Raw genomic sequence first — 12,144 nt, forward strand, 5'->3', positions numbered from 1 at the left:
CATTGACTTAATGCCTAGATATACTCAAAGACAACCAATTTCTGTTTAGAAAGGTACGCTATGGAATACAATACCTCAGCACTCTGTGATATCTACCTCGATCAGGTAGATGTGGTTGAACCAATGTTCAGTAATTTTGGCGGTCGCGCTTCATTTGCCGGGCAAATCACCACCATCAAGTGTTTTGAAGATAATTCGTTGATCCGCGAGACATTAGAGCAAGATGGACTTGGTCGCGTTTTGTTAATTGACGGTGGCGGTTCCCTACGTAAAGCCCTTATCGATGCAGAAATCGCAACTATTGCGGAAGAAAACGAGTGGGAAGGCATTGTCGTTTACGGCTGTGTTCGTGAAGTAGATGAACTTGAAGATATGAACTTAGGCATTCAAGCCCTCGCTTCTATTCCTGTTGGAGCGACCAGCCAGGGTATCGGCGAATTAGATGTACCAGTCAACTTTGGCGGCGTCAGCTTTTTACCTGAAGATTATATTTATGCTGATAGCACTGGGATCATCCTGTCGCCTGAGCCATTGAATATTGATTTAGAGTTGGATGAAGAAGAAGAATAACGAGTCTTAGGTACCTAAGTTTAGGACCTTCTCTTGGCTATCAGCATCGAGCTTGTCCCAACGATTTTCAACTTGCCCAAAACACAAACACCCGCTTAACGCGGGTGTTTTTAATTTGGAATGAAGAAGCCGGATTATTCCACTTCGTCCATTTTGCCAAGTAGTGCACGAATGCGCTCTTGCCATTGCGCATGCTCTTGCTGTGCTTGTTGTGCTTTTTGCTCTAGCTCTTCTCGTTGAGAGCGAAGCTCGTTCGCTTCTTCCGCAAGTTTTGCTTTATCTTCTTTCAGCTCTTCGACTTCCATCTGAAGAAGAGTGATTGTGTCAACTGCAGTTTGAATTTTAGATTCTAGTTGTTCTAGTACTTCAAAAGACATCTTGGCCTACCTATGTTATTCCGTTGGGACGATGTGCGAGATTGACGCACACCTAACCTATATAAGGTTCATTCTACTCAGCGTCGCGATGAGAAACACTCACTATATTCGATATTTTGCATCATTCGGTCAAAAAATCGGCGCAATCTCACTAAACGCTGACTTTTCTTATCGCCGAAGCATTTTTGAGCAAGGATTTTGCCTCTCGCCACGCTGAAAATCGCCCTAAGTATTGATCAAATTCAAGTTAGATAAAGTAAAAGCTCCGCAAAAAGGCAAACGTTTACCCTACGTTGTGATAGAATCGCCGCGCAAATTCTTCTTCCCTCTTGCTTACTTGGAGACATCATGAAACGCGATTTAGCAATGGCATTTTCCCGTGTGACTGAAGGTGCAGCTTTGGCTGGTTACAAATGGCTTGGCCGTGGCGATAAAAACGCAGCCGATGGCGCAGCTGTTGAAGTTATGCGCACGCTACTGAACAAAACAGATATCAGTGGCGAAATTGTCATTGGTGAGGGTGAAATCGATGATGCGCCAATGCTATACATTGGTGAGCAAGTGGGTATTGGTGGTGATGAAGTGGATATCGCTGTCGACCCGATTGAAGGGACGCGTATGACGGCAATGGGACAATCGAACGCACTAGCCGTACTTGCCGCAGGTGAGAAAGGCAGCTTTCTTAAAGCGCCAGATATGTACATGGAAAAACTGGTTGTTGGCCCAGGTGCAAAAGGCGTGATTGACTTAGAAAAGCCGTTAAAAGAGAACCTAGAGAACGTAGCAAAAGCCCTGAACAAACCACTTGATACCCTAGTCGTTATTACCCTTGCGAAACCTCGCCACGATGACGTTATTGCAGAAATGCAAGCAATGGGCGTACGTGTCTTTGCGGTGCCTGATGGTGACGTGGCTGCCTCTATTCTGACTTGTATGCCAGACAGTGAAGTGGACATGATGTACTGTATTGGCGGCGCGCCAGAAGGGGTCGTCTCAGCTGCGGTGATTCGAGCGCTAGACGGTGACATGCACGGTCGTCTACTTCCGCGTCACGAAGTAAAAGGCGATACTGAAGAAAACCGCATTTACGGCGCAGACGAACTAAAACGCTGCGATGAAATGGGCGTAAAAGCGAATGTTGTCCTCAAAATGGAAGACATGGCACGCAGCGACAACGTGGTATTCTCAGCAACAGGCATTACTAAAGGTGACTTGCTAGAAGGCATCTCTCGCCAAGGCAATATCGCAACGACAGAAACGCTGCTCGTGCGTGGTCGATGCCGTACTATTCGTCGCATTAAGTCGACTCACTACCTAGATCGTAAAGATCCAGAAGTGCGTGATATTATTCTTTAAGCATTTCTCGAGGCTCTAGCCAATCTGAGTTGGAGCCTTTCTTTCTCACACTCGTTCCTCGTTGTTCAGAATGACGGTGAGTTTAATAAACTCTAAATCAAAAGAACTCCTCATTCTAGCGAGCTCCAGCGAGACTAAAAAATCCAGTAACAGCAAACTCCTATTCTCTCCCTCTCACCATAACCATTGCACAACCGAACGATAGATTCTGAATCACCTCGTTTCTCGCTGTTCAGAGTGGCGATATATATTGGTTCGCATGAACATAGACCCAACAGATCCCCACTCAAACTAAGTCAACACTTTTCTTTACTAACCCTATCGCGCATAATATGTACTGACGTATAAATGGTGGGTATATGAAGACCGTAGATAGGATATTGCAAATCGTTAAGCGTGATGGTTCCGTCACTGCAAAACAACTCTCTTCTGAGCTGGGTATGACAACTATGGGGGCGCGTCAGCACCTGCAAAGTTTAGAAGATGATGGCATCCTGTCTATTCATGACGTCAAAGTCAAAGTAGGTCGCCCTGCTCGTCATTGGTCTCTCACTCAAAAAGGTCATGAGCAATTTGCTGACCGTCACGGTGAGTTGACCATTCAGTTTATAGAAGCTGTCGAACATATCTTTGGCAAAGATGGACTGGAAAAAGTCACATCAGAAAGGGAAAAACTCACATTACAAAGTTATCGTCAGCATCTTGAGCAATGCGACTCTCTGCAAAGCAAACTAGAAATACTCGTCACATTAAGAGAGCAAGAAGGCTATATGGCCGAGCTCGAGAAAGATGAGAACGGATTTATCTTGATCGAAAATCACTGTCCGATTTGTAAAGCCGCAACTCGCTGCCCAAGCTTGTGCCAATCAGAATTGAGTGTCTTTCAGTCTTTACTTGGACATGACACCAAAGTAGAACGTACCGAACACATCATTAGCGGCCAAAGACGCTGCGTTTACCGCATCCAACCACCGCAGTAACCACCACAACCAAACATCGACATGCCGCACTTATTCAACCTCAAGCTTGAAAGCTTCTCTTATAAGTGAGACGGCTGAAGAATTCATCCTCTCTCCTCTTTCTAGTGGTATAGGCTTTTAGTAACTAAAGGCAATTTCCATAAGGATTTGGAGAGCATAAATGTCTACTCTACGTCATATCCCATCCCAAACGCTTCCTCCATTCGATGAAATGGTTCGAATGGCAGAGCGAGACCCAGAAGCTTTTGAGCAATTTCGTCATGAGATGGCGAAAGAGATGATCGAAAGTGCATCAGAAAATATGAAAGAAAGATTGTGGGCTCAACAAAGCCACATCGATAGAGTCATCAGCACGTGTAAAAACCCTCATCACACCAATGTGGTATTGATGAACGAGTTGCAAAAACAGGTCGTGAAGTTCAAAGCAGCGCTAGAAGGGGAAGCGGCACCGACACAAAAAGCGGATGTGGTTAGCTTAAATGCGTTTAAAGATAGGGATGATTTTTACTGATACTCAGTAGATAGATCGAGAAAGTTAAGGTTCGTTTCTCTTACCAAGGCTAACTTCCACTCACGCTTCCACTGCTTGAGCTGCTTTTCTCGGTTTATAGCCGTAGCCATATCGTCGAATAACTCAAAGTAAACGAGCTTATGAACGTTGTATTTCTTAGTAAATCCTTCCACTACTCCGTTTTTATGTTGCCATATTCTTTGGGGCAGCTGACTGGTAACACCTATGTAAAGAACGGCGTTGTTATTTGACGTTAGGATATAAACGCAAGGTGTCTTATCGATGATTCATTCTCCTTCATTATTCGCTGTTACTTTTCCATTGTAATTCGCGAGCTCCAGCGAGACTAAGAATCGAGTAGCAACAAACTCCTGTTCTTTCCCACTCACCTTCACCGCTGTACAACCGGGCGCTAGATTCGAATCCCACTCGTGCCTCGTTGTTCAGAATGACGGTGACTTTAATAAGCTCTAGGTCAAAAGCGTTCGTCATTCTAGCGAGCTCAAACGAGACTAAAAATCTGGTAACAGCAAGCTCCTATTCTTTCGCACTCACCTTAGCCACTGCTCAACCGGATGATAGATTCTGAATCACCTCGTTCCTCGTTGTTCAGAATGACAGTGGCTTTAACAGTCTCTAAATCAAAAGAGTTCGTCATTCTAGCGAGCCTTAGCGAGACTAAGAATCTACTTTCAGCGAGCACGTTACTTAGAGCGATTACTCAGGCTCAGGGCCATATTGGTTTGGTCCTGATGTCCCCTTTAAGAAGCCACATTCAATTAGAATCCATAAACCACAAATCAGAGAAATGGATGCAACGAACATTTGCGGTGTCGACGGCTCTTGTGCGACAGGGCTGGTCATTGGCGTGGCGATTCGTCCGATAATCAGCGGAATATTCAGTGCTAGCCAATAGATTGATTTGTCGCGGTCATGCCAACGCTTGGTGGTGATCGCCAAATCAGGGATTAACAAAATCACCAAGAAAATAGGGAGAAGTAAATAGGAGAAAGTAGGAAATAGCTTACTGATTCCAGCACCAAAACCTAGAATAGAGACATAGTAAATGACGTTCCAAATCCAGTAGGTTTTACGGTTTATACGTCCTTGAAAAGAAAACAGTAACTCTTTAATCGACATCAAATTTTACCCCAAAGTAGAAAGGTTATAGATTAGCCGAGTCGATATGGTTTGGAAAGCACACCGGCAGTGTAAGCGCCAACAACGCCGTTATAACAAGCAGAGCACGACTAAGCTCAAGCAACGATAAACTCTCGATAAGGCCTATTAGCTTTCAGCTCCCTTGCATCTCACGGTGCTTAACCCTGCTCGCTATTCTCAAGAAACTCGGTTTAACCTAATTCACTACCTTCTGGAAACTGTCTACGTCCATGTCTCGGATGTTGACCGTTAAGCTGTGCACGTGACTGGCTTGCTCTTGAAGTGTCGCCATCAAGGCTCGTGACAGTTCTCGCTTCTGCTCTTGGGAACGGCCAGATAGCAAATCAAAGTTGATATGGATAAAGTCGAGGCTATCGCCCTCTTCCCCAATTAACCAATTGTGGCACCTGAGCGTTCTAGATTTCACTGACGCGAGCTCAAAAAGACCACTCTCTAATGCCTTTTTATGTAAATCCTCCAGCAATCCCTGAATGTTGACGCGCTCTTCCACCGAGTTTGAATACTCTAAAACGAGATTTGGCATTTTGATTCCTTTCTACAACAATTAATTCCAGCGCGTAGTAATACCAATCTCAGCAGCAATTTCCGAGGAATGAACTATCATTCTGTCTACGTGATCACCAATCGATTGCTTTTGACAAAAATAACAGGATCGATGCTTGGTCGAATCAGTAAAGAAAGCCGGACAAGACATGACGCCAATCATGATCTGTTCACATTATTCTGTTATATTCCTACGTAGATTTTTTACATTAATTGACTATTTACATTAAAGATAAGGGAGATATTCCTATGCGTCGTCCTGTAGTGATGGGTAACTGGAAACTAAACGGCAGCAAAGCAATGGTAACTGAGCTGCTAACTGGTCTTAACGCAGAACTTGAAGGCGTTGAAGGTGTTGACGTAGCAGTCGCTCCACCAGCACTTTACATCGACCTAGCAGAGCGAGTAATCGCTGAAGGCGGTAACAAGATCATCCTAGGTGCTCAAAACACTGACCTAAACAACAGCGGTGCGTTCACTGGCGATATGTCTCCAGAAATGCTGAAAGATTTCGGTGCTACTCACATCATCATCGGTCACTCAGAGCGTCGTGAATACCACAACGAATCTGACGAGTTTATCGCTAAGAAATTCAACTTCCTAAAAGAAAACGGCCTAACTCCTGTTTTCTGTATCGGTGAATCTGAAGCGCAAAACGAAGCTGGCGAAACTGAAGCTGTATGTGCACGTCAAATCAACGCAGTTATCGACACTTACGGTGTTGAAGCTCTAAACGGCGCAATCATCGCTTACGAACCAATCTGGGCTATCGGTACTGGTAAAGCAGCAACCGCTGAAGATGCACAACGCATCCACGCTTCTATCCGCGCACTTATCGCTGCGAAAGACGAAGCAGTTGCAGCACAAGTAATCATCCAATACGGTGGTTCTGTTAAGCCAGAAAACGCTGAAGCTTACTTCTCACAACCAGACATCGACGGTGCTCTAGTTGGCGGCGCTTCTCTAGACGCGAAAAGCTTCGCGGCAATCGCTAAAGCAGCGGCTAAAGCAAAAGCTTAATCTCGTTTTTACTGAGAGTAGAAATAACAAAGGGATGCATCATGCATCCCTTTTTGTTTGCGTGTTATCCACTCGGAGTACACCGATAGGAAGTTCTGAATTATGCTGGCTCAGCAATTTTCACGGTTGGTTTTTTCGCGAGCTCCGCACTGGAATCCTTCTTATAAAGGTTCTCGTAGCAGTAATTTGTGGCTTCAATGTAGCCTTCTACACTACCGCAATCAAAGCGCTGACCTTTAAATTTGTATGCCAAAACACAACCAGATTGAGCTTGTTGCATCAGCGCATCGGTGATTTGAATCTCGCCACCTTTACCCGGCTCTGTATTTTCAATCAGCTCAAAGATATCGGGGGTCAGAATATAGCGACCAATAATCGCTAGATTGCTAGGTGCAGTGCCTGGCTCTGGCTTTTCAACCATGTTATCAATACGGAAGATATCATCTTTGATCATCTCGCCAGCAATCACACCGTATTTATGCGTTTCTGATTCCGGCACTTCTTGTACCGCAACGATTGAACAGCGGAACTGTTTGTACAGCTCAACCATTTGCGCTAGAACGCCTTTGTCCTCATTCACACAAAGGTCATCCGCAAGCACTACAGCAAACGGTTCATCACCGACCAATTCACGTCCCGTAAGAATAGCGTGACCTAAGCCTTTCATTTCACGCTGACGGATGTAAGTGTAACTCGCAGAATCAATCAAAGAACGAATATCATCAAGCAGCGCTTCTTTACTTGTACCGCTAATTTGATGCTCTAGCTCGTAGTTTTTATCAAAGTGATCCATTAACGAGTGCTTACCACGACCAGTGACGATGCACATACCGTCCATACCGGCTTCAATCGCTTCTTCAACACCGTATTCAATCAATGGCTTGTTCACCACTGGCATCATTTCTTTCGGCATCGACTTAGTTGCAGGAAGGAAACGTGTACCGTAACCCGCAGCAGGGAATAAACATTTTTTAATCATAACCATTACCAACTAAAAAAAGGCTCCTCTGAGGGAGCCTGTTATATTATTTTGAATATAAAGACGAATTAATCGCTACCAAACAGGTCACGGGTGTAAACTTTATCAGCCACATCAGCAAGTTCCTCAACCATGCGGTTAGAAACAATGACATCTGACATTTGTTTGAACTCTTCAATATCGCGGATAACGGCAGAATGGAAGAACTCATCTTCCTGCAGTACCGGCTCGTAAACCACTACTTCAATACCTTTCGCTTTAATACGCTTCATAATGCCTTGAATAGACGAAGCGCGGAAGTTATCTGAACCAGCTTTCATAATTAAGCGGTAAATACCCACTACTTTTGGCTGACGTTTGATAATGGAGTCGGCAATAAAATCTTTACGAGTGCGGTTTGCATCAACGATAGCACCAATGATGTTATTAGGAACTTCTTGGTAGTTTGCCAACAATTGCTTGGTATCTTTTGGTAAGCAGTAGCCACCGTAACCAAATGAAGGGTTATTGTAGTGGTTGCCAATACGAGGATCTAAGCCTACACCTTCAATAATTTGGCGCGCATCAAGGTTATGTGCTTCAGCATAAGAATCTAATTCGTTGAAGTAAGCCACGCGCATCGCAAGGTACGTGTTTGAAAACAACTTAACCGCTTCTGCTTCTGTAGAGTCAGTAAACAAAACCGAGATGTCTTCTTTTACTGCACCTTCAACTAAAAGGTTAGCGAACTTCTCTGCACGTTCGCTACGCTCACCAACGATAATGCGAGACGGGTGTAGGTTATCGTAAAGAGCTTTGCCTTCGCGAAGAAACTCTGGAGAGAACATAACATTCTGACAACCGAGCTCCTCTTTAATACGCGCAGTATAACCCACAGGTACAGTCGACTTAATGACCATAACCGCATCTGGGTTAATCGTCATCACATCTTTAATCACTGCTTCAACTGAAGAGGTGTTAAAGTAGTTCGTTTGAGGGTCATAATCCGTTGGTGTGGCAATAACAACAAACTCTGCGTCTTTGTAAGCTCGCTCTTTATCTAGCGTCGCGACAAAGTTGAGTTCTTTGTTTGCAAGGAAATGTTCGATTTCCGCATCAACAATTGGAGATTTCTTGTCATTCAACAAGTCCACTTTTTCTTGGATAATATCAACCGCCACAACCTCATGGTTTTGTGACAATAACATGGCATTGGACAAACCGACGTAGCCCGTGCCTGCTACAGCAATTTTCATTTTTATTTCCTATTATTTAACTGACGCTAGCATATCAAAACACCGACACTCTCGGTAGAGTGCGGTGATTAACTAAAAGCCTAACTAGCAACACAACTTAATTTAATTGAGTACCCAAGTAACGCAAATAAGCATTGCGAATGCGCAGCTTGTTCTGCTCAAAGTACTCTTGACCATAACGGCCTCGGTTAAAGTAGCGGCGAAGCATACTATTATCCATCACGAGTTCATCACCCTGGCCTGCTGCCAAATAGTTTGTATCGTTGCCAACTCGTGTCGTAACGTTGAAATCATAAGCCTCGTTACCACGAACTTGTATCACTCCCGGTGACATATCACGCCATGGCGTTAATGGCAGCTTTACTGACACAGTGACAAACTGCTCTTCGTCTGTATCATTAAACTTTGTCACCTGATAACTTGCTGATACTTCTATGTCTTCAAACCAATGTGATGTCGTGAATTTTGCGCCAACATCCCCTTTCCAAAACTCGCCAGCAGTTGCGTTAAACTGCCAATCCCACTCTGGCATAGAGAATGTGTAACGAGTTAAAAAGGTTTGGCGGTCTGGATTCGCATAACCATTTTTGTCTTTTTCGTCTTGATGTTGGAAGTAGCTCATCTCTAGTCCCAACTCATGGTTGCCCGACTGAGAGAACCAAGCTGATTCGCTGCGCGCACCGATATAATCCGACTTAACCAAGCCTAGAGAGACCTGGTTAGCAATATCGACATATGGTAAACGGAAGAACTGATGCACCATTGCACGATCAATCTCGTTCTCGTACGCGCTGTCTTCGAAATACCCACCTTCTTCAAAATCGTCACTTTCTGCTAAAGGTAAAATATGACGAACATCAATTGCCGCGCCAGACCATAGGTAGGTGTATAAGTTGCTAGACATAGCAAAAGAGTAATCATACACACCGTACTCGGTTGCAAAACCATGCCTTACCATAGGAGAAAGCACGATCTGCGAATCTAAAGTGCCTGAATTAACTCGCTCCGTTTTCCAATCAACCATGTCTAATCTTTCCGGTAAATCGCGCGTGATAAACTGAATGTCATCACAAGCTGCGCTACCATTGACAAAACTTTGGTAACAGTTAGCGTCAGACAAAACGCTGACCACTGGTTTTTGGTTGGCAAGCATCACAAGTTCAAATTGATCCGATGCAGCGCCTATATCTTGCGCCGCATTTTGACCTAAATGACTCGACACAATACCCAGAGCGACACCTAGTCCGTCAACTTGGTTATGGTTGTAGCGGCGGTTTTCTACAGCCACCACAACTTTGTCATTTGATACGCCCACTTGAACATTAACGAAGCCTTCATTTTTTAACGCACTAACCAAAGAGGAAATTGACGCTTGTTGCGCTTTGTTTTGCTCAACGACTAAACGATCCATTAACGTCATATTATTCTTCGCGTAGTCGCGAGAGCGAGAGTATTCCGTTATCAATGGCATCGAGAGTGCAGCACTCCAAACGCTTGAACCATCCGATTCATGACCAGAATAAATCTGGTAACTTAATGAGGCGGTTATATCATTAGGCAGTAAATTATCGGGAGTAAACACTTTTATAGAAGAGTTGAATTCTACTGAATCGTACTCTCCTACTAGTTGAACAAAGTCAAAAGGTTGGTATTCAAAGCCACCAAAAGGGCCATCTAGAACACCCATCAAACGCTCTTCTGACTGACCGAAACCAGCAGAAACCCTTAAGGGAAGTACATTAAACGTATAATCAGCGACGGCAAAATTAGTCATGAGCTTAGTTGCAGCACCACCGACATCTTGCATACCTAAAGCAAAATCTAAGTTCTCATTCCCCCAAAAATTGGGAACCTGATACTTCAGTGATAGTGATAAATCTCGAATACCGCCACAGCCTGTTTTAAAACAGTTCGAGTTATAATCATAAGTAACGATACTACCATGAGCCTCTAACCCTTCAATGAGGCCGAAAGATACTTTTATAGAATCTAAACCTTGCACCTCGTCAAGCCAAGGGCGCCCTTGGGCAAAAGATACACCAAAGTCGCCATACTCTTTCACTTGAGCATTAGGGTTAAAAACCAGTCCACTAAAGCTTTGGTTAGAATTTAGCGTCTGCAATTCGTTTGCCGCGACGCCACAACTAAAAGCCAACGATAGGGTAATTATCGTTACTTCATCCACTGAAATCTTTTTGATCATAACTCTTTATTTTATTTAGTTTTGCTAGCTGGCACTTAGGCCTTCTGCTTGAGTTTTTTCTTTTTGAAAGCAATCTTCCACTGCGTCCAAGTATTTTTGTATGACTAACTGCTCATCAAACTCTCGTTCAACTTTTTGACGACTGAATTGTCCCATTGTTAACCTTTCTTGATGAGTGAGGTTAATCACCAAATCCAGTTTTTCAATCAAACTCTCTGTCGAGCGAGGAGCACATAAATAACCATTGACGCCATCGTCAACCGTTTCACGACAACCAACATTGTCAGTTGTTACTATGGGTTTCCCCATTGCCGCCGCTTCAAGTAACGATTTAGGTACTCCCTCTCGGTAGAATGAAGGAAGCACCATGCAATCTACCTTCGCAATCTCCTCTTCGACACAGTCAGAAGTGCCAAGATAATTTACGATGCCTTCATCAACCCATGCTTGCATTTCAGATTCGGTGACAGCTGATGGATTATTTACTCCAACAAAACCAAGCAGTTGAAACTCAACACCGTCGCCATAACTAGCTTTAAGTTTTCTCGCAGCATCGACGTAATGACCAATGCCTTTGTCATAGAGCATACGAGCAATTAATAGAAACCGAACAACTCCGTCGTCAGCAGCAGGCTTGAGAGTAAAACGAGTTAAATCTACACCTGAGCCTGGTAACCTATCAGTAATAGAAACATCTGCAAGTTTGTTATTTAAGAATAACTCCCTATCATCTTCATTTTGGAAGAATATCTTATAGGCTTTGCGTTGACTAACTTTGTAAAGAAAACGAGCTAACTTTGCCGTAATGGATTCATTAATGAAAACCATACCCAAACCAGCAATATTATTCACTGACTTAGCCCCGACAAAATGCCCAGCTAAAGTACCATATATGTTGTTCTTAGGAGTAAAGTTTAGCACTATATCTACATTATTTTTTGAAAAAATCCGATAAAAGAAAAAGAGTGTTTTTAAATCTTTGATAGGATTAGTTCCACCTTGATCAATATTAATATTAATATAACGCGCACCTATACCTTCTAACTTCTTTGAATATTCGTCTTGCGGAGCAATAGCAATGACTTGATATCCTTCGTTAAGCAAAGAAATAATTGTATTTTTTCGGAAATTATAAAGATACCAACTTGTATTAGATGTTATAGCTACTATTGACATTTATTAAAACAC

Annotated in this window: 13 protein-coding genes; 5 read left to right on the forward strand and 8 right to left on the reverse strand. The window is 43.5% G+C overall.

Annotated features, from left to right (window positions below; genetic code table 11):
* Positions 1–60: 60 nt before the first annotated feature.
* Complete coding sequence (gene rraA, locus FKN16_RS07865; protein ID WP_170902420.1) at positions 61–570, forward strand: ribonuclease E activity regulator RraA; 510 nt, start codon at positions 61–63, stop codon at positions 568–570.
* Between the two features lie 134 nt (positions 571–704).
* Here the strand turns inward: rraA and zapB are convergent, their stop codons facing one another.
* Positions 705–947 carry a cell division protein ZapB gene (zapB, locus tag FKN16_RS07870; RefSeq protein ID WP_005379536.1) on the reverse strand — a complete coding sequence of 81 codons (243 nt, stop codon included), beginning with the start codon at positions 945–947 and terminating at the stop codon, positions 705–707.
* A 348-nt stretch (positions 948–1,295) separates the two neighbouring features.
* Between zapB and glpX the strand changes: the two genes are divergently transcribed.
* The 3 genes from glpX (at position 1,296) to FKN16_RS07885 (ending at position 3,794) form a co-directional block, all read left to right on the forward strand.
* Positions 1,296–2,303 (forward strand): class II fructose-bisphosphatase, encoded by a 1,008-nt coding sequence (glpX, locus tag FKN16_RS07875; protein ID WP_005383180.1) that lies wholly within the window; start codon positions 1,296–1,298, stop codon positions 2,301–2,303.
* 359 nt (positions 2,304–2,662) lie between these two features.
* A complete protein-coding gene (locus FKN16_RS07880) occupies positions 2,663–3,283 on the forward strand; it encodes a metalloregulator ArsR/SmtB family transcription factor (RefSeq protein WP_170902421.1) in 621 nt (206 codons plus the stop codon).
* Positions 3,284–3,443: 160 nt separating this feature from the next.
* A complete protein-coding gene (locus tag FKN16_RS07885) occupies positions 3,444–3,794 on the forward strand; it encodes a DUF3135 domain-containing protein (protein ID WP_170902422.1) in 351 nt (116 codons plus the stop codon).
* Here FKN16_RS07885 and FKN16_RS07890 read toward each other — a convergent pair.
* The 3 genes from FKN16_RS07890 to FKN16_RS07900 all read right to left on the reverse strand — a co-directional run bounded on the left by FKN16_RS07890 (position 3,788) and on the right by FKN16_RS07900 (position 5,499).
* Entirely contained in the window at positions 3,788–4,078 is a 291-nt protein-coding gene (locus tag FKN16_RS07890) for a GIY-YIG nuclease family protein (RefSeq protein WP_170902504.1), read from the reverse strand. The two genes, FKN16_RS07885 and FKN16_RS07890, sit on opposite strands and share 7 nt — an antisense overlap.
* 433 nt (positions 4,079–4,511) lie before the next feature.
* The gene (locus tag FKN16_RS07895; protein ID WP_170902423.1) at positions 4,512–4,934 is read right to left on the reverse strand and encodes a DUF805 domain-containing protein; all 423 of its coding nucleotides are present in this window, start codon (positions 4,932–4,934) and stop codon (positions 4,512–4,514) included.
* A gap of 217 nt (positions 4,935–5,151) precedes the next feature.
* Positions 5,152–5,499, reverse strand: a complete 348-nt coding sequence (locus FKN16_RS07900) for a 5-carboxymethyl-2-hydroxymuconate Delta-isomerase (protein ID WP_170902424.1) — start codon at positions 5,497–5,499, stop codon at positions 5,152–5,154.
* A 269-nt stretch (positions 5,500–5,768) separates the two neighbouring features.
* On the opposite strand from FKN16_RS07900, the gene tpiA reads away from it, so the two are divergent.
* Positions 5,769–6,539, forward strand: a complete 771-nt coding sequence (gene tpiA / locus FKN16_RS07905) for a triose-phosphate isomerase (protein ID WP_005384863.1) — start codon at positions 5,769–5,771, stop codon at positions 6,537–6,539.
* Between the two features lie 100 nt (positions 6,540–6,639).
* Here the strand turns inward: tpiA and galU are convergent, their stop codons facing one another.
* The 4 genes from galU to FKN16_RS07925 all read right to left on the reverse strand — a co-directional run bounded on the left by galU (position 6,640) and on the right by FKN16_RS07925 (position 12,132).
* The gene (galU, locus tag FKN16_RS07910) at positions 6,640–7,518 is read right to left on the reverse strand and encodes a UTP--glucose-1-phosphate uridylyltransferase GalU (protein ID WP_005397961.1); all 879 of its coding nucleotides are present in this window, start codon (positions 7,516–7,518) and stop codon (positions 6,640–6,642) included.
* Between the two features lie 68 nt (positions 7,519–7,586).
* Entirely contained in the window at positions 7,587–8,753 is a 1,167-nt protein-coding gene (locus FKN16_RS07915; RefSeq protein ID WP_140348006.1) for a nucleotide sugar dehydrogenase, read from the reverse strand.
* A 97-nt stretch (positions 8,754–8,850) separates the two neighbouring features.
* Positions 8,851–10,956 carry a YjbH domain-containing protein gene (locus tag FKN16_RS07920; RefSeq protein ID WP_170902425.1) on the reverse strand — a complete coding sequence of 702 codons (2,106 nt, stop codon included), beginning with the start codon at positions 10,954–10,956 and terminating at the stop codon, positions 8,851–8,853.
* 24 nt (positions 10,957–10,980) lie between these two features.
* Entirely contained in the window at positions 10,981–12,132 is a 1,152-nt protein-coding gene (locus FKN16_RS07925; protein ID WP_170902426.1) for a glycosyltransferase family 4 protein, read from the reverse strand.
* Positions 12,133–12,144: the final 12 nt, after the last annotated feature.

Source organism: Vibrio sp. 11-4(1) (genome assembly GCF_013048625.1).
Classification (GTDB): Bacteria; Pseudomonadota; Gammaproteobacteria; order Enterobacterales; family Vibrionaceae; genus Vibrio; species Vibrio diabolicus.

Bases quoted from the DNA above. Each gene is read 5' to 3' on its own strand.
- FKN16_RS07915 (WP_140348006.1), bottom strand. From the start codon at position 8,753: ATGAAAATTGCTGTAGCAGGCACGGGCTACGTCGGTTTGTCCAATGCC.
- glpX (WP_005383180.1), top strand. From the start codon at position 1,296: ATGAAACGCGATTTAGCAATGGCATTTTCCCGTGTGACTGAAGGTGCA.
- FKN16_RS07900 (WP_170902424.1), bottom strand. From the start codon at position 5,499: ATGCCAAATCTCGTTTTAGAGTATTCAAACTCGGTGGAAGAGCGCGTC.
- zapB (WP_005379536.1), bottom strand. From the start codon at position 947: ATGTCTTTTGAAGTACTAGAACAACTAGAATCTAAAATTCAAACTGCA.
- galU (WP_005397961.1), bottom strand. From the start codon at position 7,518: ATGATTAAAAAATGTTTATTCCCTGCTGCGGGTTACGGTACACGTTTC.
- FKN16_RS07880 (WP_170902421.1), top strand. From the start codon at position 2,663: ATGAAGACCGTAGATAGGATATTGCAAATCGTTAAGCGTGATGGTTCC.
- FKN16_RS07885 (WP_170902422.1), top strand. From the start codon at position 3,444: ATGTCTACTCTACGTCATATCCCATCCCAAACGCTTCCTCCATTCGAT.
- tpiA (WP_005384863.1), top strand. From the start codon at position 5,769: ATGCGTCGTCCTGTAGTGATGGGTAACTGGAAACTAAACGGCAGCAAA.
- FKN16_RS07925 (WP_170902426.1), bottom strand. From the start codon at position 12,132: ATGTCAATAGTAGCTATAACATCTAATACAAGTTGGTATCTTTATAAT.
- rraA (WP_170902420.1), top strand. From the start codon at position 61: ATGGAATACAATACCTCAGCACTCTGTGATATCTACCTCGATCAGGTA.
- FKN16_RS07895 (WP_170902423.1), bottom strand. From the start codon at position 4,934: ATGTCGATTAAAGAGTTACTGTTTTCTTTTCAAGGACGTATAAACCGT.
- FKN16_RS07920 (WP_170902425.1), bottom strand. From the start codon at position 10,956: ATGATCAAAAAGATTTCAGTGGATGAAGTAACGATAATTACCCTATCG.